General features: G+C 73.0%; 21 protein-coding genes and 1 other RNA gene. 6 read left to right on the forward strand and 16 right to left on the reverse strand.

All coding sequences use genetic code 11. The features are described from left to right. Positions 1-6: 6 nt before the first annotated feature. The 7 genes from K4G59_RS05770 to K4G59_RS05800 all read right to left on the reverse strand — a co-directional run bounded on the left by K4G59_RS05770 (position 7) and on the right by K4G59_RS05800 (position 6,152). Positions 7-642 (reverse strand): IclR family transcriptional regulator, encoded by a 636-nt coding sequence (locus K4G59_RS05770; protein WP_231249966.1) that lies wholly within the window; start codon positions 640-642, stop codon positions 7-9. A 27-nt stretch (positions 643-669) separates the two neighbouring features. Then, entirely contained in the window at positions 670-2,448 is a 1,779-nt protein-coding gene (locus K4G59_RS05775) for a DEAD/DEAH box helicase (protein ID WP_308189353.1), read from the reverse strand. Next, on the reverse strand, positions 2,445-2,726 hold the full coding sequence (locus K4G59_RS05780) for a DUF3039 domain-containing protein (RefSeq protein ID WP_207082229.1): 282 nt from the start codon (positions 2,724-2,726) through the stop codon (positions 2,445-2,447). The genes K4G59_RS05775 and K4G59_RS05780 overlap by 4 nt, the downstream gene beginning before the upstream one ends. A 23-nt stretch (positions 2,727-2,749) precedes the next feature. Next, entirely contained in the window at positions 2,750-3,304 is a 555-nt protein-coding gene (locus K4G59_RS05785) for a YqgE/AlgH family protein (protein WP_231249968.1), read from the reverse strand. Between the two features lie 66 nt (positions 3,305-3,370). Next, entirely contained in the window at positions 3,371-4,381 is a 1,011-nt protein-coding gene (locus K4G59_RS05790) for a DUF3048 domain-containing protein (protein WP_231249969.1), read from the reverse strand. An 87-nt stretch (positions 4,382-4,468) separates the two neighbouring features. After that, positions 4,469-5,011 carry a C40 family peptidase gene (locus K4G59_RS05795; protein WP_231249971.1) on the reverse strand — a complete coding sequence of 181 codons (543 nt, stop codon included), beginning with the start codon at positions 5,009-5,011 and terminating at the stop codon, positions 4,469-4,471. Between the two features lie 373 nt (positions 5,012-5,384). Continuing rightward, positions 5,385-6,152: an SDR family NAD(P)-dependent oxidoreductase gene (locus tag K4G59_RS05800; RefSeq protein ID WP_231249973.1), complete on the reverse strand. Its 768-nt coding sequence runs from the start codon at positions 6,150-6,152 to the stop codon at positions 5,385-5,387. Positions 6,153-6,223: 71 nt separating this feature from the next. Between K4G59_RS05800 and K4G59_RS05805 the strand changes: the two genes are divergently transcribed. Beyond that, positions 6,224-7,270: a phosphatase PAP2 family protein gene (locus K4G59_RS05805; protein ID WP_231249974.1), complete on the forward strand. Its 1,047-nt coding sequence runs from the start codon at positions 6,224-6,226 to the stop codon at positions 7,268-7,270. On the opposite strand, the gene K4G59_RS05810 is transcribed toward K4G59_RS05805, so the two are convergent. Both K4G59_RS05810 and uvrA read right to left on the reverse strand, forming a co-directional pair. Further along, positions 7,267-7,683: an HIT family protein gene (locus K4G59_RS05810; protein ID WP_231249975.1), complete on the reverse strand. Its 417-nt coding sequence runs from the start codon at positions 7,681-7,683 to the stop codon at positions 7,267-7,269. The genes K4G59_RS05805 and K4G59_RS05810 overlap by 4 nt on opposite strands. 16 nt (positions 7,684-7,699) lie before the next feature. Next, positions 7,700-10,138 carry an excinuclease ABC subunit UvrA gene (uvrA, locus tag K4G59_RS05815; RefSeq protein ID WP_231249976.1) on the reverse strand — a complete coding sequence of 813 codons (2,439 nt, stop codon included), beginning with the start codon at positions 10,136-10,138 and terminating at the stop codon, positions 7,700-7,702. Positions 10,139-10,249: 111 nt separating this feature from the next. Here uvrA and K4G59_RS05820 point away from each other — a divergent pair, with 111 nt between their 5' ends. From K4G59_RS05820 to K4G59_RS05830, 3 genes are all read left to right on the forward strand, one after another. Continuing rightward, positions 10,250-11,611 carry a hypothetical protein gene (locus K4G59_RS05820; protein ID WP_231249977.1) on the forward strand — a complete coding sequence of 454 codons (1,362 nt, stop codon included), beginning with the start codon at positions 10,250-10,252 and terminating at the stop codon, positions 11,609-11,611. Positions 11,612-11,620: 9 nt separating this feature from the next. Then, positions 11,621-12,493 carry a cobalamin-binding protein gene (locus K4G59_RS05825; RefSeq protein ID WP_231249979.1) on the forward strand — a complete coding sequence of 291 codons (873 nt, stop codon included), beginning with the start codon at positions 11,621-11,623 and terminating at the stop codon, positions 12,491-12,493. Between the two features lie 64 nt (positions 12,494-12,557). Next, positions 12,558-13,742, forward strand: coding sequence for a glycoside hydrolase family 6 protein (locus tag K4G59_RS05830; RefSeq protein WP_231249980.1), 1,185 nt, complete (start codon positions 12,558-12,560; stop codon positions 13,740-13,742). Positions 13,743-13,749: 7 nt separating this feature from the next. Here the strand turns inward: K4G59_RS05830 and K4G59_RS05835 are convergent, their stop codons facing one another. Then, a complete protein-coding gene (locus K4G59_RS05835) occupies positions 13,750-14,241 on the reverse strand; it encodes a GNAT family N-acetyltransferase (RefSeq protein WP_231249982.1) in 492 nt (163 codons plus the stop codon). 89 nt (positions 14,242-14,330) lie between these two features. Here K4G59_RS05835 and K4G59_RS05840 point away from each other — a divergent pair, with 89 nt between their 5' ends. Beyond that, positions 14,331-16,442: a glycosyltransferase gene (locus K4G59_RS05840; RefSeq protein ID WP_231249983.1), complete on the forward strand. Its 2,112-nt coding sequence runs from the start codon at positions 14,331-14,333 to the stop codon at positions 16,440-16,442. 13 nt (positions 16,443-16,455) lie between these two features. Then, the gene (locus tag K4G59_RS05845; RefSeq protein WP_231249985.1) at positions 16,456-17,742 is read left to right on the forward strand and encodes a nucleotide disphospho-sugar-binding domain-containing protein; all 1,287 of its coding nucleotides are present in this window, start codon (positions 16,456-16,458) and stop codon (positions 17,740-17,742) included. A 12-nt stretch (positions 17,743-17,754) separates the two neighbouring features. Here the strand turns inward: K4G59_RS05845 and K4G59_RS05850 are convergent, their stop codons facing one another. From K4G59_RS05850 to K4G59_RS20400, 6 genes are all read right to left on the reverse strand, one after another. Beyond that, a complete protein-coding gene (locus K4G59_RS05850) occupies positions 17,755-18,453 on the reverse strand; it encodes a type 1 glutamine amidotransferase domain-containing protein (RefSeq protein ID WP_231249986.1) in 699 nt (232 codons plus the stop codon). A 169-nt stretch (positions 18,454-18,622) separates the two neighbouring features. Then, positions 18,623-18,992: a transfer-messenger RNA gene (gene ssrA, locus K4G59_RS05855) on the reverse strand. A gap of 76 nt (positions 18,993-19,068) precedes the next feature. Further along, positions 19,069-20,829, reverse strand: coding sequence for a hemolysin family protein (locus tag K4G59_RS05860; RefSeq protein ID WP_231249988.1), 1,761 nt, complete (start codon positions 20,827-20,829; stop codon positions 19,069-19,071). 34 nt (positions 20,830-20,863) lie between these two features. After that, positions 20,864-21,742: an amidohydrolase family protein gene (locus K4G59_RS05865; RefSeq protein ID WP_231249990.1), complete on the reverse strand. Its 879-nt coding sequence runs from the start codon at positions 21,740-21,742 to the stop codon at positions 20,864-20,866. Positions 21,743-21,746: 4 nt separating this feature from the next. Further along, a complete protein-coding gene (gene smpB, locus K4G59_RS05870) occupies positions 21,747-22,226 on the reverse strand; it encodes an SsrA-binding protein SmpB (protein WP_231249992.1) in 480 nt (159 codons plus the stop codon). Positions 22,227-22,257: 31 nt separating this feature from the next. Continuing rightward, positions 22,258-23,520, reverse strand: coding sequence for a M23 family metallopeptidase (locus K4G59_RS20400; protein WP_231249994.1), 1,263 nt, complete (start codon positions 23,518-23,520; stop codon positions 22,258-22,260). Positions 23,521-23,565 lie beyond the last annotated feature (45 nt).

The raw sequence follows: 23,565 nt of genomic DNA on the forward strand, positions 1-23,565 counted from the left end.
TGGCCGTCACCTCAGCCGCTCGGCCACCTCGTGGGCTGCGGCCAGCACCTGCGGCGCCACGACGTCCTCGTCGATCGCGCCGTCCAGCGTCACCACGCCCACGCTGGCGTGCAGGCCCTCGACACCGAGCACCGGGGCGGCCAGACCGCGCGCACCCGACTGCAGCTCGCCGCTCGTGACGGCGTACGCCGACCCGGCCGGGTCGGTGAGCGAGATCGCCTTCCCGGCCGCACCCTGCGAGAGCGGGTGGCGGGCGCCGACGCGGTAGGACACGTGGAAGTCGGTCCACGTGGGCTCGACGACCGCGAGGGCGAGCGCCTCGTCACCGTCGGCGACGGTGAGGTGCGCGGTGGAGCCGACCGACTCGGCGAGGCGGCGCAGCACCGGCATCGCGAGGTCACGCAGCAGCGGCTGGACCCCGCTGGCCAGGTGCAGCACACCGAGCCCGACGAAGAGCCGCGAGCGGGCGTCGCGGCGCACGAGCCCGTGCTGCTCGAGGGTGCTGACGAGGCGGTAGACGACCGTGCGGTTGACCTCGAGCCGCCCCGACAGCTCGGTGACGGTCAGCCCGCCGGGGCTCTCGGAGAGGACCCGCAGCACCCTCAGCCCGCGGTCGAGCGTCTGCGAGGTCTCCGAGGCCATGGGGACAGCATGGCAGCAGGAGCCGCGTCAGGAGGTCTGGCGCATCGCCCACTCGCGGATCCGGTTGATCCGCTCGTGCAGCTGCTCGGCGTTGGCGACCGCGGCGGGCGGGCCTCCGCACTCCTTGCGCAACGCCGAGTGGGTGATTCCGTGGGCCTGGCCCGTGCGGTGGTGCCACGCGGCGACGAGCCCGTTGAGCTCGCGGCGCAGCACGCCGAGCTGCTGGTGGGTGCTCATCTGCGCCACCGACTCCACCACGCGGTCTCCCCCGCCGTCGGCGCGCTGCTTGCGCGCCCGTTCGCTCTGGCGCGAGTGCAGGAGCTCGCGCACCTGGTCGGGCTCGAGCAGGCCGGGGATGCCGAGGAAGTCCATCTCCTCCTCCGAGCCGGCGTGCACCTCGCCCGAGTGGCCGAACTGGGCGCCCTCGTAGAGGACGTGGTCGAAGGACGCGGTGGACCCGAGCGCCTCCCACGACATCTCCAGCTCCTCCGACGTCCCCTCCTCGGCGTTGGCCTGGGCGAGCAGGTCGTCCTCGGCGGCGAAGATGTCGCCCTCGTCGGTGACCCGACGCCCCAGCACGTGGTCGCGCTGCGCCTCCATGTCGGAGGCGAACTCCAGCAGGTGCGGCACCGACGGCAGGAAGACCGACGCGGTCTCGCCGCGGGAGCGGGCGCGCACGAAGCGGCCCACGGCCTGGGCGAAGAACAGCGGCGTCGAGGTGGTGGTCGCCCACACCCCGACGGCGAGACGCGGCACGTCGACGCCCTCGGAGACCATGCGCACGGCCACCAGCCAGCGCTTGTCGGAGTCGGTGAAGGTCGCGATCTTCTTCGACGCGCCCTTCTCGTCCGAGAGCACCACCGTGGGCGACTCGCCGGAGATCTTCTTCAGCAGCCCGGCGTAGGCGCGCGCGGTCTCCTGGTCGCTGGCGATGACCATGCCGCCGGCGTCGGGGACGTGACGGCGTACCTCCGACAGGCGCCGGTCGGCCGCCTGCAGCACCGCGGGCATCCACGACCCCTTCGAGTCCAGCGCCGTACGCAGCGCGTGGGCGTGCATGTCCTTGGTGAGCGGCTCGCCGAGGCGGGCGGTGATCTCGTCACCGGCGCGGGTGCGCCACTGCATCTCGCCCGAGTAGGCCATGAACAGCACCGGGCGCACGACGTGGTCCGACAGCGCGTGCGCGTAGCCGTAGGTGTAGTCGGCGACCGAGGTGGGGATGCCGTCGTCGCCCGGGGCGTAGGTGACGAACGGGATCGGGTTGATGTCGGATCGGAACGGGGTCCCGGTCAGCGAGAGCCGGCGGGTCGCGGGGTCGAACGCCTCGCGCACGCCCTCGCCCCACGACAGCGCGTCGCCGGCGTGGTGGATCTCGTCGAGGATGACGAGGGTCTTCGAGCGCTCGGTGCGGATCCGCATCGCGAGCGGATTCACCGCGACCCCGGCGTAGGTGACCGCGATCCCGACGTAGTCGTCGGAGGTGCGGCCCTTGCCCGCGGAGTAGGCGGGGTCGATCGGGATGCCCGCACGTGCGGCGGCCTCGGCCCACTGGGTCTTCAGGTGCTCGGTCGGAGCGACCACGATGATGCGGTCGACGACACGACGCCCGAGGAGGTCGGCGGCGACGGTCAGCGCGAAGGTCGTCTTGCCGGCACCGGGGGTCGCGACCGCGAGGAAGTCGCGCGGCTGGCGCGAGGAGTAGAGGTCCATCGCCGCCTGCTGCCAGGCACGCAGCGAGGGCGCGGTGCCCCAGGCAGCCCGGTCGGGCCACGCGGGAGGCAGCGGCGCGTCGGGGCGCCCCGTCACGCCTCGGGACCCGAGCCGTCCGAACCCGAGCCGTCCCCGGACTTCATCGACTCCCAGACTTCCTTGCACTCCGGGCACACCGGGAACTTCTCCGGCGCCCGCGACGGCACCCACACCTTGCCGCACAGCGCGATCACGGGGGTGCCCATGACCATCGCCTCGGTGAGCTTGTCCTTGGGGACGTAGTGGGAGAACCGCTCGTGGTCACCCTCGTCCGTCGGGACGGTCTGACGCTCTTCGATCGTCTGGCTGCCCGGGGAGAATCCGATGGTGCTCATGATGGGCAAGCCTAACGCGGAGCTCAGTTCATGTCCGGATCGACGGGCCGGTTCACGTGCCAGGCGAGCATCCCGGGCTGGCGTCGCATGACGTCGCGGCGCAGCCCGTCCGTCTCACCGCGGAAGGCATCGCCGGCCTCACCGGTGACGACGTACCAGCTGCCCTCCTCGATCTCCCCGGCCAGCTGGCCCACGCCCCACCCGGCGTAGCCCGCGAAGACGCGCATCGCGGCGAGGGAGCCGTCGACGAGCTCGGCGGGGGTGTCGAGGTCGACCATGCCGAGCAGTCCCGCGACCGGGCGCCAGCCCACGGGTGGGTCGTCCGGGTCGCACAGCCGGGCCACGGCGAGCGCACCGTCGGTGCCGACGGGTCCGCCGCGGAACAGGACCTCGGGGGCGGCCACGACGTCGCTCCACGGCTCGAGCACGTCGGCGACCAGCACCTGCGAGGGGCGGTTGAGCACGACGCCGAGGGCGCCGTCGTCGGTGACGTCGAGCAGCAGCACCACCGTGTCGACGAAGTTGGGGTCCTGCAGGGCCGGTGTCGCCACCAGCAGCATCCCCGATGCCAGCTGCATGCCGTCCACTATGTCAGGCGGCCGGCGTCATCGTGGCCGGGCTCCGCCAGCTCCTGGACGGTGGCGCTACTTCGCGAAGGTGACGTCGCCGTTGACCGCCGGCACCAGCTCGACCCAGACCTTGCCGGCCGGCACGGTGAGCTCGCCGCGCTTCGTGGCGAGCTCGATGGCGCCGGTGAGGCCGTCCTTGGACCAGGTGCCGCGGATGACGCGACCGCCGTGGAAGAGCAGCGCGGCGCCCTTGCCCTCGAACTTCGTCTCCGGGACGGGATAGCCCGCCGGGTCGCGGTAGCCGGCGTCGCCGACCTGCACCCGCAGGACGAGCACGGAGTCGGCGGGGAACTCGTCGCCCTCGGCGGCGTAGGAGTCGGTGTTGACGTAGCCGCCACCCTGGAACTGCCAGCTGGTGGAGTGGGCGCCGAAGTCGGCGGTCAGGGTCCGAGCCTTCGCGCCCTTCGGGAGGTCGGCCGGCGTGCCCCACGGCAGGTAGGCGGGCGGCTCCTCCTCGGCCTCCAGCCGTCGGGAGATCTCCCCCAGCCTGGCGAAGAGGTTGTAGGGCGCCGAGCGGGTGGTCTCGCGGTAGACGCCGGCGGCGCCCTCGGTGATCCACGGGATGCCGGCACCGTTGACCCGCTTGATGGTGATCGGCGCGGCGCCGCTGGTCACGACCGTGGCGCCCTCGGGCACGATGCCGATGTCGCTGGCGCGCATCGAGCGGACCGGGCCGATGCTGGCAGGCACCTTCGAGTAGTAGAACGCCGCCAGGCGGGTGTAGCCGCCCTCGACGAGCTCCTCGACGACGAGGTCGGCCGCGCCCAGGCCGACCTGCGGAGCGCTCGAGGAGGTGTTGTCGACCTTGGTCACGATCACCGGGTGCTTCGGGGGCTTGCCGGTGCGCTCGAGCCCGGTGAGGGGCCAGTACGACGGCTCCGGCGGCTCGCTGGACGCCGAGGCCGTCGGCTCCGAGGACGGAGCGGCGTCCGCCGGCGCCTCCTGCCCGTCCCTGCCGCCGCAGCCGGCCAGGAGGAGCGAGGCCGCGACGAGCGCGGCGACCGAGGTGTGGAGGCGGTGACGCACGGGGGAACTCCGATCGAGCGGGGGACTCTGCCTTGGAAGTGTGGAGGCGCGCCCTCCCCGTTCGGGGAAGGCGCGCCACAGGGTAGATCAGCGGCGGCGCAGGGTCCCACCGAACCACTGCGAGGTCCACGGGACAGCGACGCGGACGCGCTGGCCCGAGCCGGGCGAGTGCAGCATCACCGCGTGGCCCTTCGACCAGCGCAGGAAGATCGCGGCGTGGTAGACGCCGCCGCTCCCGTGGAAGAACATCAGGTCACCGGCACGCATGTCCTTCTTCGCCACGCGTCGGGTGTGACCGGCCTGGGCCCGGGACGTGCGCGGCACGTCGAAGCCCGCGCGGGAGTAGCTGTAGCGGATCAGTCCGGAGCAGTCGAAGCGGTTCGGGCCGGCGGCACCGTAGGCGTAGGCGTCGCCGCGCTGGCGCATGGCGATGTCGCGGGCGTTGAGCACGCGGGCGGACACGCGGCGCGCGGCGGTGCGCTTCGCGGTCGTCTTCGTGGCCGTCGTGGTGACCGAGGCGGAGTCGCCGTCGGCCGCGGCGGCGGGCAGGGCCGTGAGCGTCGAGGCGGAGAGCCCGAGCCCGGCGAGGGCGAGCGCGCAGGTGCGCAGCGTGCGAGGGGTCGCAGGCATGAGGTGGGTCCTTTCCCACGCCTGTGAGGTGAGCTGTCGGGTTGGGACCGGAAGGTGTCCCGCCGCCGCCCTCCCGGAGGAGGGGGTGGCTTCACCCCGAGCCGTGGCGTGCTGCTGCACGCACCGGCAGTGGAACCTGTGGGTCCCCCACTCCTGCCCTCGATGTTCTCGGGGGGCCGCTCCGGCGGGGCAGGACTCGGCGTCGCCCGGGGCGGGTGTCGTCAGACACGATCGTGTGACGGAGACCGACGCCAGCAGGACGACCCGAGCCGTCCCGTGGGTCTCTCGACTCCTCCCACAACGTGACAGAGGCCCGCAGGTCGCGCAAACCCGGCCACGACCCGACCCGCGTGGGCCGTGGCCAGGATCACGCTCAGCCGAGCTTGCGCCCGCCGTCGACGTACAGCGTCTGGCCGGTGATGAAGGAGGCCTCGTCGCTGCACAGGAAGGCAGCGGCCGCGGCGATGTCCTCGGGCTGCCCGACCCGGCGCACGGGGGTGGCCTCGGCGTTGAGCCGCTGCAGCTCCTCGGGCTCCATCTTGAGCCGGCGCGCGGTGGCGTCGGTCATCTCGGTGACGATGAAACCGGGCGCGATGGCGTTGGCGGTGATGCCGAACGGGCCGAGCTCGATGCCGAGGGTGCGGGTGAGGCCCTGGATGCCCATCTTGGCGGCGGAGTAGTTCGCCTGGCCGCGGTTGCCCAGCGCGGAGACGCTGGAGAGGTTGAGGATCTTGCCGTACTTCTGCTCCACGAACCGCGACTGCGCAGCCTTGGTCATGTTGAAGACGCCCTTGAGGTGGACGTTCATGACGAGGTCCCAGTCCTCCTCGGTCATCTTGAAGAGCAGGTTGTCGCGGGTGACGCCGGCGTTGTTGACCAGGACGTGGATCCCGCCGAGCTCGTCGACCACGCGCTGCACCGCGGCCTCCGCGGCGGCGGAGTCGACGACGTCGCACCCGATCCCGACCGCGCGAGCACCCTCGGCGAGGTCGAGGCGGCCCGCGGCCTCGGTGGCCGCGGCCTCGTCGAGGTCGAGGATCGCGACGGACGCGCCCTCGCTGGCGAGGCGCTGGGCGATGCCGAAGCCGATGCCTCGGGCTGCTCCGGTGATGACGGCGACGCGGCGGTCGAACCGGCCCATGGGGAACTCCTTGGGGTATGTGGGAGGTCGGGAGACAGATCGAGGCCGAGGCTAGTCGCTACGGTGGGCAGATGGGTCGGGGGGAGTTCCGCGCCGCTGCGGTCGTCGCTGCCGTGATGGCGCTCGCGGCCGCGCTCGTCGCCTGGACCCACCACCTCCCGCTGCGCGACCCCGACGGCGCGAACCTCCCCACGTGGTTCCGGCTGCCGGTCATCGTCGCGTCCGCCGTCGCGCTCGACGTGCTCGCGCGGTGGGCGCTGCTGGTCCGCCGCCGGGGCATGGCGGCCCGAGCGACGCTGCGCGAGGTGGTGCGCGAGCGGTGGAATCGTGACCAGGTCCGGTTCACCGCCAGCGGGCTGCTCACCTGGTACGTCGCCTACGTCGCGTTCCGCAACCTCAAGGGCTACGTCCCCTTCGTCACCGACCGCCTCCACGACGAGGACCTGGCCCGGCTGGACCGCTTCATGTGGCTCGGCAACGACCCGGCGCTCGTCCTGCACGACACCTTGGGCACCGGGTGGGCCAACTGGGTGATGGCCGCGGTCTACCTGGTGTGGATCGGTCTGGTGCCGGCCACCCTGGCCATCGCGCTGGTGTGGACGCGCCGCTCGACGGCGGGCGCGTGGTACGTCACGGCCACGTCCCTGAACTGGTGCCTCGGCGTGCTGCTCTACTACGCCGTGCCGTCGCTGGGGCCGACGTACTCCTCTCCCGGGTGGTTCGCGGACCTGCCGCACACTCCGAACACGTCGGTGCGCGACACGCTGCTGTCGGACCGCGTCGAGGTGCTCGCCGGGCCGTGGGACACCACCGCCGTGCAGACGATCGCCGCCTTCGCCTCGCTGCACGTCGCGGTGATGGTGACGATCTGCCTGTTCACCGAGCTGATGAGGCTTCCGCTGGTGGTGCGGGTCGCGAGCTGGACGTTCCTCGTCCTGACCATCGTGGCGACGGTCTACCTCGGCTGGCACTTCGTCGTCGACGTCCTCGGCGGGATCGCCGTCGGGTGCGCGTCGGTGGCACTCGCCGCGCACGCCACGGGCAACCCGCTGCGGCGGCGTGAGGAGGCGTGGACCCTGCGGCCCGAGCCAGCAGACGAGGTGAGCCGCGCAGGCTAGGACTGCGCGAGTGCGTCGCGGAGGCGCTCGGCGTACGTCGCCCCCTCGCCGTCGGCGTACTTCGTGCGGGGCCAGAAGAAGCCGCGCAGCCCGTCGCCCTTGGTGCGCGGGACGACGTGGAGGTGCAGGTGCGGCACCGACTGGCTGACCGTGTTGTTGATCGCGACGAAGGAGCCCTGCGCGCCGAGGCCGTCCTTGACCGCCGTCGCGATCCGCTGCGCGGCGGCGAGGAAGCCGTCGCGCAGCCCGGCCGGCAGGTCCGGCAGGGTCTCGACGTGCTCGCGCGGGACGAGCAGGACGTGGCCCTTGAAGACCGGCCGCGTGTCGAGGAAGGCGACGAGGTCGTCGGTCTCGAGGACGAGGTGGCCGGGCAGGTCCCCGGACACGATCCGGCAGAAGACGCAGTCGGCCATGGCGCCAGTGTGCCCGTCAGTCCAGGTGCCGGGCCAGGTGCCGGGCCAGGTAGGGACCGGTGGCGCTGCCGGGCGCTGCGGCGATGTCGTCCGGCGTCCCGGTGGCCACCACCTGGCCACCCCGGTCGCCGCCGCCGGGGCCGAGGTCGATGACCCAGTCGGCGGTGGCGATGGTGTCGAGGTCGTGCTCGACGAGCACCACGGTGTTGCCGGCGTCCACCAGCCTGTGCAGCTGGCGCAGCAGCAGCGCGGTGTCGGCGGGGTGCAGGCCGGCGGTGGGCTCGTCCAGCAGGTAGAGCGCGTGTCCGCGTCGGGCCCGCTGCAGCTCGGTCGCGAGCTTGATCCGCTGCGCCTCGCCGCCACTGAGCTCCGTGGCCGGCTGACCCAGCCGGAGGTAGCCGAGGCCCACCTCCTGCAGGGTCCGGAGGCTGCGGACGGCGACCGGCACGTCGACCAGGACGTCGGCCGCCTGGTCGACGGTGAGAGCAAGCACGTCGGCGACGGTGAGGCCGTGCCAGGTGACCTCGAGGGTCTCGGCGTCGTAGCGCGCGCCGTGGCACGTCGGGCACGGCGCGTAGGTCCCGGGGAGGAAGAGCAGCTCGACCGAGACCGATCCCTCGCCCTGGCAGGTCTCGCAGCGGCCCTCGGCGACGTTGAAGGAGAACCGGCCGACGCCGTAGCCGCGGGACCTCGCCTCGGGCGTGGCGGCGAACACCTTGCGGACGGCGTCGAAGAGACCGGTGTAGGTCGCGAGGTTGGACCGGGGCGTGCGACCGATCGGACGCTGGTCGACCCGCACGAGACGGTCGAAGGCCTCGATTCCGGTTGCCTCGTCCACGTCGATCTCGAGCTCGCTCTCCTCGGCGTCGTCCGGGGCCTGGCCGAGGTGTCGCCGCACGAGCTCGGCGAGCACCTGGGTGACCAGCGTGGACTTGCCCGACCCGGAGACGCCGGTGACCGCGGTGAGGACGCACAGCGGGAGGTCGACCGAGAGGTCGGTCAGGTTGTGCCTGCTGATGCCGCGCAGGTGGAGCCAGCCGTGCGGGGTGCGACCGTGGCGCTCGAGCGGGGCCACCCGGCCGAACAGGTGCGCACCCGTCACCGACTCCGCGACCTGCTCGAGCCCCTCGACCGGCCCCGAGTAGAGCACCTGTCCCCCGGCCTCGCCGGCACCCGGGCCGATGTCGACGATCCAGTCGGCACGGCGTACGACGTCGAGGTCGTGCTCGACCACGAACAGCGAGTTGCCCGAGCGCTTCAGGCGGTCGAGCACGTCGAGCAGCGGCTCGGCGTCGGCGGGGTGCAGCCCGGCCGACGGCTCGTCGAGCACATAGACGACGCCGAAGAGGCCCGAACGGAGCTGGGTCGCGATGCGGAGCCGCTGGGCCTCCCCGGGCGAGAGCGTGGTGGAGCTGCGGCCCAGCGCGAGGTAGCCGAGCCCCAGGTCGAGGAGGACCTCCACGCGTTCCACGACGTCCGCGCAGAGGCGCACCGCGACCTCCGTCTCGCCGTCCACCGGGCGCAGCAGGGCCGCGAGCTCGACGAACGACAGCGCGTTGGTCTCGGCGATGCTCAGTCCCCGGAAGGTCACCGCGAGGGACTCGGGCCGCAGCCCGGAGCCGTGGCAGACCGGGCAGACGGTGCTGCGGACGAAGCGCATCGCCTTGTCGCGCATCATCTGGCTCTTGGTGTCGGCCAGCGTGTGGCGCACGTGCTTGCGCGCGCTCCAGAAGGTGCCGTGGTAGTCGCGCCCGGTCGTGTCGTCGGCCTCGCCGCGCCGGTCGATGAGGACGCGCGGCTGCTCGTCGGTGTAGAGCAGCCAGTCGCGGTCCTTGCGGGACAGCTCGCGCCACGGCACGTCGACGTCGATGCCGACCGCGTTGGTCACCCGCAGCAGGTTCTTGCCCTGCCAGGCGCCGGGCCAGGCCGCGATCGCGCCCTCGCGGATGCTCAGCGACTCGTCGGGCACGAGCAGGTCCTCGGCCACGTCGTGCGCCTGCCCCAGCCCGTGACAGGTGGGGCACGCGCCCGCGGCGGTGTTCGGCGAGAACGCCTCGGCCGCCAGCCTCTCGGCTCCCTCCGGGTAGGTGCCGGCCCGCGAGTAGAGGATCCGGACCAGGTTGGACAACGTCGTCAGAGTCCCGACGCTCGAGCGCGAGCTGGGCGCGCCGCGCCGCTGCTGGAGCGCCACGGCGGGCGGCAGCCCGGTGATCTCCTGCACGTGCGGAGCGCCGACCTGCTGCAACAGGCGACGGGCGTACGGCGCCACGGACTCGAAGTAGCGCCGCTGCGCCTCGGCGTAGAGGGTGCCGAAGGCGAGGGACGACTTGCCGGACCCCGAGACGCCGGTGAAGGCCACCATCGCGTCGCGTGGGAGGTCGAGGTCGACGTCGCGCAGGTTGTTCTCGCTCGCCCTGCGGACGCGGACGAAGTGGTCCGTCGGGTCATGGGTCACCCGACATTCCTACCCCCTCGGGGAGCTGATGCGCTCGCAGGGCAACTTCCAGCCACTACGGTGCGTCTGATAGACCGACACCACATCACGTCACTTCCGGGGGGAACTTCCATGATCCGTGCACGGGCGCTCGTCGCATCGGTCCTGCTGGCAGCGCTGACGACGCCGCAGACAGCCATCGCACCATCCGCCGCCGCGGCCCCCAGCGCCGCGCAGACCACGGTCGCGCCAGCCGCTGCTGCCGCCCCGGTCCTGCGGAAGTTCGTGGCCTACGGCGACAAGGCCGTGTGGACCCCGAAGGGCAGCCGGCTCTTCCTGAGCTTCGAGGGTCGTCGTGGCGACCTCGTCACGACCGGCCGCTTCGCGCGGCTGTTCTCCCGTGGGCGTGCGGTGCGTCCGGCCTGGGAGGACAGCGACCTCTTCCGGCTGCCGCGCGACGGGCGCTTCACCTTCCGGGTGCCCGCCAACCGGTTCGGCAGGCAGCGCGTGGGCCTGGTCAAGGCCCGCGTCCACCGCCTGGCCGTCGACGGCCGCGCGCTCCGCACCTCGAACCGCCGCGGCCACATCGACCTCGCGGCGATCCGCCTCCGTCGCGGCGACCGCGTGACCGTGGACAGCGGCCGCTACGAGCAGCGGGTCTACCTGCCGGACGGGACCTCCTGCGTCGGTTACGGCGAGCCCCTGCTGCTGCGCCCCGGACACGACATCCGGGTGGCCAACGACGTCTCGGCCGTCTGCGACGAGGCCCTGCCCGGCCGGACGCTGGTGCGGGTGCGCACCGGCCGTCGTGTCACCGCCGCCCGCGCCGTCGAGGTGGCCGCACAACCCGACGGCGCACCCGTCACCATCTCGGCCGAGCGCCGCGCGCTGCGCGAGGTCGTGCTCACCTTCGACGGGACGGCCGACGACCTGGTCTACACCGAGGACGTCGCGGGTGCTCGACTCAGCGACAGCAACAGCGCGCTCGACCGGTGGGGCGCCACGAACCCCGGGCTGCTCAGCCACACCGACAGCGTGTCCGAGAGCTTCGTCCTGCGCACCTCCGGCGCGACCGAGATCTCGACCATGACCGACGCGGTGGGCGGCGCGCGCACCGCCACCGTCCGCCTGCGCAAGGGCGTCCGGGTGGCGGACCTCGTCACCGACGGCCCGACGCTCGACATCTCCCTCGACGGCTCGGGGACGCGCCTCTACGCCTTCGCGACCGGCACCGGGCGCCGGCTGGAGAGCACCTCGCAGGACCTGGGTGCCGACGAGGGGTGGTCGGTGGAGCTGGGTCCTCGCTCCCCCTGGACCTGCGGCCAGGAGCCCGGCGGGCCGCTGGGGTGCGGCGACAACGGCTTCGCCCGGGTCTCAGCCACCGTGCCCGTCGCGACGTCGTACTTCTTCCTGCGCGAGCCGGTCGCGGTCGCACTGCCCGCACCCGGCGCCACCGGCACGGTGAGCCTGCGGCTGGTGACCCCCAGCCCCTAGGCTCGCGCGATGCGCATCGTGTCCCTCATCCCGTCCGCGACGGAGATCCTCTTCGCGGTCGGAGCCGGTGACGACGTGGTCGGGGTGACCTTCGAGTGCGACCACCCGCCTGCCGCGCGCGAGCGCCGCGTGGTGTCGACGTCGGCCATGCCCGAGGGGCTGACGCCGAAGGAGATCGACGACTTCGTCGGGGCCGCGACGGCGGCGGGCGAGGACCTCTACCGCCTCGACGCCGGCGCGCTCGCCGAGATCGACGCCGACCTCGTGGTCACCCAGGACCTGTGCGCGGTGTGTGCCGTGGACGTGTCCACCGTCGACGACGCCCTCTCCCACCTCGGCTGCCGGGCGGAGGTGGCGACGATCGACCCGCACGTCCTCGACGACGTGCTGGCCTCGATCACCGAGGTCGGCCGGCTGACCGGCCGCGAGTCCGGGGCCGCGGAGCTGGTGCGGTCCCTCGAGCAGCGCCTGTCCGCGGTGGCCGAGCGGGTCGCCGGTCGACCTCGACCCCGGGTGCTGGTGCTCGAGTGGACCGACCCGCCCTTCGCGCCGGGGCACTGGATCCCCGAGATGGTCGAGCGCGCCGGCGGCGATCCCACCCTCGGCACGGCCGGCGCGAGGTCGACCCGGATCACCTGGGACGAGGCCACCGGCTCCCGACCGGACGTGGTGGTCTGCGCGCCCTGCGGGTTCGACCTCGCGGGCAGCGCGGCGCTCGCCCAGGACGTACGCCACCGCTTCCCCGGCGTGCCGGTGTGGGCGGTGGACGCCGACGGCCAGTTCGCCCGGCCGGGCCCGCGGCTCGTCGACGGGGTCGAGGTGCTGGCCAGCATCCTGCACCCGGAGGTCGATGAGCCCTCGCCCCACGCCCGTCAGGTCTGACGCCCCGTCGGAAATCGCGAAAACGCCGACGGTCGTCGACGCGCTCGCGCACGATGGGCGCACCATGCTCCTCACCCGGGTCGTCCGTGTCCTCGCCTCCGCCGTCCTGGTGGCGGTGCCCCTGGCCGTGCCCGGCGCAAGCCCCGCGGCGCCGGCCGCGACGGTGTCCGCCGCTGCGCAGGCGTCCACCCGTACGTCGTTGCCGGTCTGGCTCGCGCCTGTCGGCGCCCACGTCGAGAACCCGACCAACCCGCTGGCGGGACGTCGGTGGGGCGTCTACGAAGGACCGCAGGACCAGGTGTGGCGACCCTTCACCACGGCGACCGGACGCAAGCGGGAGGCGCTCGCCGTCATCGCCGAGCGGCCCCGCACCAAGTGGTACGGCGCGTTCGTGCCCGACCACCGCATCCGCACGACGGTGACCGACTACGTCGCGTCCGCGCAGGACGGCAACCCCGAGACCCTGGCCCAGATGGCCGTCTTCAGGATGAAGCCGTGGGAGGGCGAGGCCTGCAGGCGCCCGACGACACCCGCCGAAGCGGCCAGCTATCGCGCCTGGATCACCGAGCTCGCCGCCGGCATCGGCAGCGCGCACACTCTCGTGGTGATGCAGCCCGACGGACCGTTCCTGCTCTGCGCGCCGGACCGTGCGGCGAAGTCCGAGCTGCTCACCTGGGCCACCCAGACGCTGAGCGCCTTGCCGAACACCAGCGTCTACATCGACGCGGGCGCGGCCGACTGGTGCGAGAACGGCACTGCTCAGGAGTCGTTCCGCTGCGCCGAGATCCTGAAGCTCTCCGGCATCCAGTACGCCCGCGGCTTCGCGCTCGACTCCACCCACTACGCCGGTCCGGTCGAGAACATCGACCGCGGCAGCGAGATCCTGGCGCTGCTGGAGGCCGACGGCTACGGCGAGAAGCACTTCATCGTCGACACCGCGAAGTCCGGCCGACCCACCCTGTGGCGCGACATGGTCCCGGCGACGAAGAGGGACCTGAAGGACAACGCGCGCACGTGCAGGATCAGGGCGATGAAGCGCTGCGTCACCCTCGGGATCCCGCCGACGCCGCGCCCGGCCGACCCGCAGTGGGGGTTGCCCCCCGAGCAGCGCGCGGTGGCCGCGAGGTCCGTCGACGGCTTCGTCTGGTTCGGCCGCCCCTGGCTGTACAACCAGGCCGACCCGTTCGTGGCCCGTCGCGCGCTCGACATGGTCCGGACGACGCCCTGGACGGCGACCGGCCCCCGCTGACGACTCGTCAGGTCCTCTCGTCGCGGACCAGCACGTCGAACGGCCGTCCGTCGCGACGGGCGGCGAACGACCCGACCACCTCGAAACCGAGCGACTCGACCGTACGCCGCGCGCGGACGTTGAACGACGCGACCGTGACCCGGAAGGCGGCGGGCACGAGCCGCTCTCGTCCGAAGTCGAGCCCGGCGGCGATCGCCGACCGGCCCAGGCCCTGTCCGGTCAACGACGGTCGCAGTCCTCCCCCGGTGTCGAGGGCCGAGTCGTCGTAGTCCCAGCCGGGCACCCGGCCGTCCGGACCGAAGGACCGGAAACCGATCAGCTCATCGCCCGTCACGACGGCGTGGAAGCCGGACTGCGGGGCGAGCAGATCGTCCGGCGCGGCGTCCGTCATGTCGTAGACGTCGTACGGCGGGGCGTAGCGCCACGTCGCGATGTCCTCGGCGTGCGCGCGGGTCAGCGGCGCGATGCGGATGGACGCGGGATCGACAGCAGGATGCACGCGCGCATGTTCCCACCAGGCCACCCACGGGGTGGTCCAGACCGGTCGATCGCGGCCATCCGATGTGGCCGCTGCGTCGAACCCCGTGCATGGCTCAGTCTCTCCAGCGCGCCCTCGACGAGGTCCAGCAGGCACCGTTCGTCGTGGACGTGCTGCGCAGCGGGGACCGCCTGGCAGCTGCCGCCGGCGGCGAGGACGGACCGGCAGCGGTCCGACTGCTCGCCGGGGTGGTCCAGGAGCCCGACGAGCTGACCGCTGTCGCGGCCGTGCACGCCCTCGCCCGGGTGTTCGACGACGGCGCGGACGCGGTGCTCACGGAGCTGCTCTCGCACCCCCGGCCCTTCCTGCGCGAGCACGCGAGCTGGGCCCTCCAGCGCCGGCTCCCCCGCATCGACGCGATCGGCCGGCTGGTCGGGGTCGTCGTCACCGGGGGGTTCCCCGGCGTCCTCGCGCAGCGCACGCTCGGCCAGTGGGGTGACTGTGCGCCCGAGCAGGTCGCGCTCGCCGTCGAGGGTGCGCTCGCCGGTGCGTCCGGTCCGTCGATCCGCAGCAGGCTGGTCGAGACCCTCGGCCTGGTGCCCGGCCCGCTCGCCGGCCGCGCGTTGCTCGCGCACGCGACCGACGCCCACGAGCACCCGGCGGCACGGGCGTCCGCCGTCGCCGCGCTCGGCGACCGCCCGGCCGACGGCGCTGCAGTGGCAGTCGTCCGCGGCCTCAGCACCACCGAGGGCGACCTGGGCGACGTGGCCCGGCTCGCCGCGATCGACCTCGGCCTCGACGTCGTCGAGCACGGCGGGTCCGGGACCGGCCTGACCGTCGCCCAGCTCTTCCTGCACGCCGACATCGACCGCGACATCAGCCGGGCGGGCGCCGGGGACAACGGCGGTGTCGCCACCCTGCTGGTCCGGCTGGGCGACGCGCTGGCGACGGGGCCGGGCGTCGGCCGGGTGCTGACCCTGTCCCGGGGCACCGCGCGCGACGCCCGGGACGCCCTGGCGCCGGCGGACGGGCACCTGCTGACCCCGGTGCCCCTCCTTGCCGAGGCCACCTCCGCCCCGCAGGCCTGGCCCTCGCGGATCGCGGCGGAGCGCGGGATCCGTCGCGTGCTGCGCACGCACCGCGCCGACGTCCTGCACCTGCGGATGGCCGAGGTGGGCAGCCTGGCCGCCGCCGAGGTGGCCCGCGAGCTGGGCATCCCGGTGGTCTTCACCCTCGCGCCCGACCCCCACGCCGTGATCCACGCGCTCGACATGACGGGCGGTCTGCACCGGGGCAACTTCGGCACGGAGGACGCCCGGGAGCACTACTGGTTCCGGGCGCGGCTCGTGCAGCGACTGGCCGAGGAGTCCGCCCACATCGTCCTCTTCCCCCGGCCCGAGCTCCAGCACGACATGCGCGAGCTCCTCGGCCTGGACGTGGCCGGGCAGCCCGGCAGGTTCACCGTGGTGCCGGAGGGCATCGACCTGGGCGTCAGCGCCGCGGCCGCCGCCGAGCTGGAGCGCCCCGGGTCGCCCGGACCGGCACTGGCCGAGCTCGACGCGCTCGTCGCCGCACTCCCCGAGCACCGGCGCCGACTGCCGCTGGTGGTCAGCGTGGGGCGCCTCCACCGGGTCAAGGGGATGGCGACCCTGGTCGAGGCCTGGGCCGGTGACCCGGAGCTGGCCGAGCGGTGCAACCTGCTCGTCGTCGGCGGGGACCTCGCCGACCCGTCCCAGGACGAGCGCGAGCAGCTGAGCCGGATCGCGGAGGTGCTCGCGCGGTTCCCCGGGGCGGCCGACGGCCTGCTGATGCCCGGCCACCGCCCCAACGACGTCGTCGCGGTGTGGCTCGCGGCCGCCTGCGAGGGCCGGGCGGACGGCATCGGCCCCGCCGGGGTCTACGTGTGCAGCAGCCTCAAGGAGGAGTTCGGCCTCGCCCTGCTGGAGGCGCTGGCCTCCGGCCTCGTCGTGGTGGGCCCGGCAGCCGGTGGTCCGGCCACCTACATCGACGACGGGGTGACCGGGGTGCTGGTCGACACGCGCCGGCCCGACGAGGTGGCTCGCGCCATCCGGGCAGCGTTCGACCTCGCCACCGCACCCGGGCAGGCCGAGCGGGTGCGCCGGGCCCGGGAGCGGATCGACGCCGACTTCACCGTCCAGGCGATGTCCAAGCGTCTGAGCACCATCTACGCCGGCGCTGTCCGGACCGCCGCCCGCTCGTGACAGCGTTGCACCCATGACCCTGTTGGTGATCAGCCCGGACTACGCCTCGCACCTGTTGCCGCTGGCGACCCTCGCGACGGCCTGGCGCGACGCCGGCGAGTCGGTGGTGGTGGCGACCGGCCCGGCGACCGCCGGCATCGTCGCCGACTTCGGCTTCGACCGCGCGGACCTGGTCCTGGGCCGCGGCTCCAACCCCGGTGTCATCCGGGCCGAGCAGCAACCACCCGGGGAGGACGACGCACTGCGTGGCTTCTTCGACGCCACCCGGCGCGGCATGGTGGCCACGCTGCGCTACCAGGCCGAGGCCCGGCGCAACGACCTGCTGTGGGACCCGGTCGGCCGGGCCCGGGCCGTCCTCGACGTCGTCGACCGGGTCAGGCCCGACCAGGTCGTCGTCGACCACCTCGCGTTCAGCGCCCGCCTCGCGCTGGTCGCGGCGGGCGTCCCGCACGCCGACGTCGTCCTCGGCCACCCGTCAGCGCTCCCGGTCGGCGACGAGGTGTACGGCTACCCGACTGCCTGGCCGGCCGCCCTCGACGCGCCGGAGTCCGAGCTCGACGCGCTGCGCCGGCTGTGCTGCGAGGTCCGTGACGCCTTCACCGAGGAGTGGAACGCCGCCCTGGACGTGCTCGAGCCCGGGTCCGCGCCGTCGACGGACGCCTTCGCCGAGCACGGCGAGCTGCTGCTGCTGAACTACCCCGCGGCCCTCCACGACCCGGCGCGTACGACGCTGCTGCCCCCGCACGCGTTCCTCGGGTCCGCCGTGCGGGCCGACCCGGCGGACGACGACGTCCGGAACTGGCTCGCGGCCGACGACCGGCCGGTGGTCTACGTGAGCTTCGGCAGCTTCCTCTCGGCACGCGGCGACGTGCTGGCGACGGTGCTGGAGGCGCTGCGTCCGCTGGACCTCAGGGTCGCGGTGGCGACCGGTTCCGCCTCCGGGCTGCCGGACGTCCCGGAGGACTGGCTGGTGCGTCCCTACCTCCCGCAGGTCGCCCTGCTCGACCGCGCGGCGGTGGCGGTCACGCACGGCGGCAACAACAGCGTGACGGAGGCGCTCACCGCCGGGGTGCCGATGGTGGTCCTGCCTTTCTCCACCGACCAGTTCGCGGGAGCGGCGGCGATCGAGGCCGCCGGGCTGGGGGTCGCACTCGATCCGAACGCCGCCACCTCGTCCGACCTGCGTGCTGCCGTGCGCGCCGTCCTCGACGGACCCGCACCGGGCCGTGCCCGTGGGGTCGGCGAGGAGCTGCGCCACGAGCCCGGCCGCGACGTGGCCCGCTCAGCCATGCTCGGCTGAGCGGGGGTGCTGTCAGGCCGTGAGCAGCTTGACGACCTCCTGCGCGGCCTCCGTGCTCGACGCGGGGTTCTGGCCCGTCACCAGCTTGTCGTCGACGACCACGAACGGTGCCCACGACTCCCCCGAGGAGAAGGTCGCACCGGCTTCGCGCAGACGCGACTCCAGCAGCCAGGGTGCCTTGTCGGCGAGTCCGGCCTGCTCCTCCTCCGCGTCGGTGAAGGCGGTCAGGTTGCGACCGGCGAACAGCCAGGAGCCGTCGTCGCGCCGGGCCGGCAGGAGGCCAGCGGGGCCGTGGCAGACCGAGGAGACGACCTTGCCGCCATCGAGCATCGTCACGAGGACGCGCCCGAGGTCCTCGCTCACGGCGAGGTCCTCCATCGGTCCGTGGCCACCGGGCACGAAGACGGCGTCGTAGGAGCCGGGGTCCACGTCGGCCAGGACCAGCGTCGAGCCGAGCCGGTCGGCGAGGGCGTCGAGGGCCTTGCGCTGCTCCGCCGACTCCTCCTCACCGATGGCGTCCGGGTCCAGGCTGCCCTCGTCCACGACGGGCGTCGTGCCTCCGGGGCTGGCGAGGTCGGTGTCGATCCCGGCGTCGGCGAACACCTGCAGGGGCGCCAGCAGCTCCTCGGCCCAGAAGCCCGTCGGGTGCTTGCTGCCGTCGTTGAGGGTCCAGTGGTCGGAACCGGTGAGGACGATCAGGATCTTCGGCACGGTGGAGCTCCTCTGGTAGGGGTCTGGACGCCGCGCAGCGTCTGATCCGACGCTACCCACCGGATGGTCGGCGGTTCAGACCACCGCCGGACCGGCGACGTCGACGGTCCCCGGACAGCACGAGAGCCGCCCCGACGGGTGTCGGGACGGCTCTCGTCAAGAGGGCTGCGCGTGGAGCTGCGGGGAATCGAACCCCGGTCCTCGAGCGTCGATCCAGGTCTTCTCCGGGTGCAGTCCGTGCTGTCGCTTTTCTCGGCCTCGGTGCTCCCACGGACAGGTCACCGACAAGCTCAGTCAGGATTGAGTCCCGGCCGCCCCTCCTGACAGAGAGCGACCAGCAAGTCTCCTAGATGAGGCCTGGGTCCGGGACGGAGACGGGTGCCCGGTCAGACCCTTCGATCACTGCTCAGGCAGCGAGAGCGAAGTCGTTGCGATTGGTGTTGGCAACTGTGGTTTCCAGCGGTCGTTTACGAGATGACGCTGGCTTCTCGACCCGCTTCTCCTGGAACTAACGTCCCAAGTCGAAACCGATCAGCCCCTCTTGTGTTGTCAAGCAGACCGGTGGTGCTGGCCTGCACCCACAGTCTACGTGCCACAACCGACACTCGGCGAACGCTATTCCGTCGCGAGCAGTGGGTCGCTGTGCCACTCGCCGTCGTCGAGACGCCACAGCTGGGCGTCCGGGCCCGTCTCGAGAGCGGCGGGAGGCGCGGACGTGTCGTGGTCCAGCCCGGCCGCGGTGACGGCCCGGGAGTGCCGGGTCCAGGCTGCGCGGTGCTCCTGCTCGGCACGGGTCCTGTCCTCGTCGCTCGCACCCGGAGGCGTCACCACGGCCTCGAGCGGCGCGGTCGGCTCGGCCGGCTCCACCTCGCCGTCGGGCGTGAGGGCGAAGACGCGCTCGTTGGTCATCCGGTGGCCCGCGCGGACCAGCAGGGAGCCGTCCTCGCGCCAGCGGAAGCGTACGGACCACCCGTCGCCGCGGACGTGGCCGTCGCGCTTCTCCGTGACGGCGAGGTCGGGGAGGAAGAGGCCCCAGGCGCCGAAGTAGCGCGCGAAGGCGGCCTGCTGCGCGGTGCCCTCCGTCACCTCGTCCTCGCCCGGCTCGGTGGGGAGGATCGGCTCGTGGACGCGTACGCGCGTGATGCGGTGTCCGTCGACCTCGGCCACCTCGAGGGTGTGGTCGCCGACGGGGACCTTGTCGCCGGTGTCGGCCATCCGGGCCAGGCGGTGGAGCAGGAAGCCGGCTACCGTCTCGTAGGGCCCGTCCACGAGCTCGACGCCGGTGCGCTCGCCGAACTCCTCGATCGTCAGGCCTGCGTCGACCGTCTCGGGATCGGCGGACGCGGCGATCTCGGCGTCGCGGTCGTACTCGTCGTGGATCTCACCGACGAGCTCCTCCATCAGGTCCTCGAGGGTCACGATGCCGTCGGTGCCGCCGTACTCGTCGACGACCAGCGCGATGTGGGCCCCCTGGCCGCGCAGCTGGTCGATCGAGGGCAGCACGCGGTTGGTGCGCGGCAGGACCGGCAGGTCGCGGACGATGTCGCCCACCGTGCGGGAGTGGTCGTCGGCGTGGCCGAGGACGTCGCGCAGGTGGAGGTAGCCCAGGATCTCGTCGAACGACTCCCCCGTGACCGGGTAGCGGGTGTAGGGCTCGGCGACGATCACCGCGACCGCCTCGGCCAGGGTGAGGTCACCGGCGAGGAAGACCACGTCGCCGCGCGGCTTCATCACCTCGCTCAGCGAGCGGTCGCCGGCCTCGAAGACGTCGTCGACGAGTCGGCGCTCGCCCTCGGGGATGTCCTCGTGCCCCGAGATCATCATCCGCAGCTCCTCCTCGTCCACGTCGTCGTTGGTGGCGTCGGGGTTGCCGCCCAGCAGCCGGACGAGGAGGTTGGTCGAGAGCGAGAGCAGCCAGATGACGGGCGTCATGACGGTGGCGAAGCGACCCAGCGGCGGGGCGAAGAGCTTGGCCACGCCGACCGAGCGCTGGAGCGCGAGGCGCTTGGGCACGAGCTCACCGAGCACGAGCGAGAGGTAGGACACCACCAGGGTCGTCACGACGAGCGACACCGTCTCCGGGCCCGGGAGGCCGAGCCCCTCGAAGACCGGGGTGAAGGACGGTGCGAGCGTCGAGGCCCCGAAGGCGGCCGAGAAGAAGCCCGCCACCGTGACGCCGATCTGCACGGCCGAGAGGAACCGGTTGGGGTCGCGCGCCAGCGAGGCCACGGAGTGACCACGCCCGCCCTCGGTCTCCAGCCGGTCCACCTGTCCCGAACGCAGCGAGACCAGCGCGATCTCGGTCGCGGCGAACACACCGCCCACGAGGATGAACGCGAGGACGAGCAGGACGTCGATCCAGGTGCCAGGTTCCACAGGGAGAACCTATCGGCGGATCCTGAGAGGGCTCTTATCCGAGCAGGGCCTCGGTGTTGGTCCAGCACACCGCGCGCAGCCACTCCTCGCCCAGGTCGAGCCGCTCGAGCGCGTCGAGCTGGGTGGCGTAGGGATAGGGGATGTTGGGGAAGTCGCTCCCGAGGTGCACCTTGCCGGCCAGCCCGAGGTCACGCAGCCGCGACAGCAGCGTGGGCGGGTAGGCGCCGCCCATCTCCTCGAAGAACGACGTGAACGCCATCGTGGTGTCGAGCGCGACCCGCTCGTGGGCCTCGGCGAGCGCGAGGAACTCGGCGTACTCCGGCGCGCCGGCGTGCGCGATCACCAGCCGCAGCCGCGGGTGACGCGCCAACAGCGCGGCGACCGGCGCGGGTCCGGTGTGCTCGGTGGCGACGGGCCCGCTCCCGGCGTGGAGCACGACCGGGGTGCCGGTGTCGGCGACGATCCCCCACGCCTGGTCGAGCAGCGGGTCGGTGACGTCGAAGGCGCCGACCTGCACGTGGACCTTCCAGACCTGGACCCGGTGCGGCGAGGGGGCGGAGCGGGAGGCGACGTACGCCGCCACGCCCGGCTCGGGGAAGAAGGTCCCGCACACGAGGGCCTCGGGCACCCGGTCCGCGAAGCCGGCGGCCCAGTCGTTGAGGAACTCGGCCATGTCGGGCCGGTGGGCGTAGGGCAGTGCGGTGAAGCGGCGTACGCCGAAGGAGCGCAGGGTCTCGACCAGCGCGTCGTCGGCGTCGCGGTAGTGCAGCGGCCACGGACGCCCGATCAGCGGCCCGGCGGCGTCGAACTGCGCGCGCACCTTGGCCATCACCCGCGGCGGGAGGAAGTGGGTGTGCAGGTCGAGCAGGCCCGGGAGGCCGAGCGACTCGGCGAACGCGACGGGGTCCCTCACCCGGTCAGTCCCGGTGGCCCTTGAGGCGACGCTGCACCGCCTCCACCTTCTCGCGGTTGGCCGTGCGCTCGGCGAGGGTGTGGCGCTTGTCGTAGGACTTCTTGCCCTTGGCGAGCGCGATCTCGACCTTCGCGCGGCCGTCCTTGAAGTAGAGGGCGAGGGGGACGATCGTGTAGCCCTTGTCGGTGATCTTGCGCTCGATCTTGTCGATCTCGGAGCGGTTGAGCAGCAGCTTGCGGCGGCGGCGCGCGGCGTGGTTGGTCCAGGTGCCCTGGCTGTACTCAGGGATGTGGACGCCGAGCAGCCACGCCTCGCCGTTGTCGATCTCGGCGAAGCCGTCGACGAGGGACGCGCGGCCCTGGCGCAACGACTTCACCTCGGTGCCCATGAGGACCAGCCCGGCCTCCCAGGTGTCCTCGATGTGGTAGTCGTGGCGGGCCTTCTTGTTCTGCGCGACCATCTTCTGGCCCTGCTCCTTCGCCATGGAGCCATTCTCTCAGGCGGTGTCCAGCGCCTTACAGCCAGTTCATCGGGTCGACGGCCCGACCGTTGGCCATCACGGTGAAGTGCAGGTGGCAGCCGGTGGACCAGCCGGTGCTGCCCTCGAAGCCGACGACCTGTCCCTCGACGACGCGATCGCCCACGCCGACGTTGTAGCCGCTGGCGTGGTTGTAGATCGTGGCGACCCCACGACCGCCGAGGACGCCGTGGTCGATGATCAGCCGGTTGCCGTAGACACCGCTGAAGTAGGACGACACCACCCGCCCGGGAGCGGCCGCGCGCAGCGGCGTGCCGCAGCCCCCGCCGAAGTCGACGCCGTCGTGGAGGCCCCAGTAGCGGTAGATCGGGTGCGTGCGGTAGCCGAAGGGCGAGGTGACGTAGCCGTCGACCGGGTAGGCGAGCAGCCCCGGGCTCGGGGCGGCCGCCTGCGAGCGCGCCAGCGCCCGCTGGCGGCGCAGGGCCGCGAGGGCCCGCTTGCGCAGCATCTCCTCGATCCGCTGCTGCTCGCGCTGGAGCTTGCGGAGCTTGGCCACGTCGGCCGCACGGGCCTCGCGGGCGCCGACCCGGGCGTCGCGACGCTCGACGACCATCGAGACGACGGAGTCCTTGGCCGACTGCTCCTCGGCCTCGAGCTGCTGCATGAGCAGGAGGTGCTCGGCGGCGGCCTCGCGCTTGGCGGCCACGTCGTCACGGGCCTCGGTGACCTGCTGCTCGCGGACCTCGAGGAGCACCTCGGCGGCCGTGAGCTCGTCGTACGCCCGTGCCTCCTGCCCGACGATGACGTCGCGTACGCCGTCGCGGCGGGTGAGCTCCTCGGTCGTCTCGGCGTCGATGAGCGAGGAGAAGGCGATCAGCTCGGGGTCGCCCTCGGAGTACATGTCGGCGATCGTGGCCGCGACGCGCTCGCGCTGCTGCTCACGGTCGACCTGGCCCTGCCCCAGCGCCTCCTCGGCCGAGGCGAGCTCGGCCTCGGCGGCGGCGAGCTCGGCCTGCATCCGGGCGTCGCGCTCCCGGGCGACCTCGACCTTGCCGCGCGCCGTCGCCAGCTGGGTCTTGGCGTCGGCGAGCTGGGCCTGGGCGGCTGCGAGGCGCGCACTGGCACGGCGCAGCTGCGAGCTCGACTCGCCGAGGTCGTCCTGGGCGCTCTCGAGCTGCCTCTCGACCTTGTCCTGCTTGTCCTTGAGGTCGTCCGCGTGCGCGGCGGAGACGCCCAGGGCCATGACGGCGACAAGTGCGGCGGCCGTGCGGCGGTGAGCGGTACGGGGGAAGGAACGCACCGGGGAAGCCTTTGTGTTCGGGGAAGGGAACACCCAGACGCTAAC

This window comes from Nocardioides furvisabuli (assembly GCF_021083185.1).
Classification (GTDB): Bacteria; Actinomycetota; Actinomycetes; order Propionibacteriales; family Nocardioidaceae; genus Nocardioides; species Nocardioides furvisabuli.

Excerpts from the sequence above, each read along its gene's own strand:
- K4G59_RS05780 (WP_207082229.1), bottom strand. The coding sequence starts at position 2,726 with ATGAGCACCATCGGATTCTCCCCGGGCAGCCAGACGATCGAAGAGCGT.
- K4G59_RS05795 (WP_231249971.1), bottom strand. The coding sequence starts at position 5,011 with ATGCCTGCGACCCCTCGCACGCTGCGCACCTGCGCGCTCGCCCTCGCC.
- K4G59_RS05830 (WP_231249980.1), top strand. The coding sequence starts at position 12,558 with ATGCTCCTCACCCGGGTCGTCCGTGTCCTCGCCTCCGCCGTCCTGGTG.
- K4G59_RS05845 (WP_231249985.1), top strand. The coding sequence starts at position 16,456 with ATGACCCTGTTGGTGATCAGCCCGGACTACGCCTCGCACCTGTTGCCG.
- K4G59_RS05785 (WP_231249968.1), bottom strand. The coding sequence starts at position 3,304 with ATGCAGCTGGCATCGGGGATGCTGCTGGTGGCGACACCGGCCCTGCAG.
- K4G59_RS05825 (WP_231249979.1), top strand. The coding sequence starts at position 11,621 with ATGCGCATCGTGTCCCTCATCCCGTCCGCGACGGAGATCCTCTTCGCG.
- K4G59_RS05810 (WP_231249975.1), bottom strand. The coding sequence starts at position 7,683 with ATGGCCGACTGCGTCTTCTGCCGGATCGTGTCCGGGGACCTGCCCGGC.
- smpB (WP_231249992.1), bottom strand. The coding sequence starts at position 22,226 with ATGGCGAAGGAGCAGGGCCAGAAGATGGTCGCGCAGAACAAGAAGGCC.
- K4G59_RS05800 (WP_231249973.1), bottom strand. The coding sequence starts at position 6,152 with ATGGGCCGGTTCGACCGCCGCGTCGCCGTCATCACCGGAGCAGCCCGA.
- K4G59_RS05820 (WP_231249977.1), top strand. The coding sequence starts at position 10,250 with ATGATCCGTGCACGGGCGCTCGTCGCATCGGTCCTGCTGGCAGCGCTG.
- K4G59_RS05770 (WP_231249966.1), bottom strand. The coding sequence starts at position 642 with ATGGCCTCGGAGACCTCGCAGACGCTCGACCGCGGGCTGAGGGTGCTG.
- K4G59_RS05805 (WP_231249974.1), top strand. The coding sequence starts at position 6,224 with ATGGGTCGGGGGGAGTTCCGCGCCGCTGCGGTCGTCGCTGCCGTGATG.
- K4G59_RS05840 (WP_231249983.1), top strand. The coding sequence starts at position 14,331 with ATGGCTCAGTCTCTCCAGCGCGCCCTCGACGAGGTCCAGCAGGCACCG.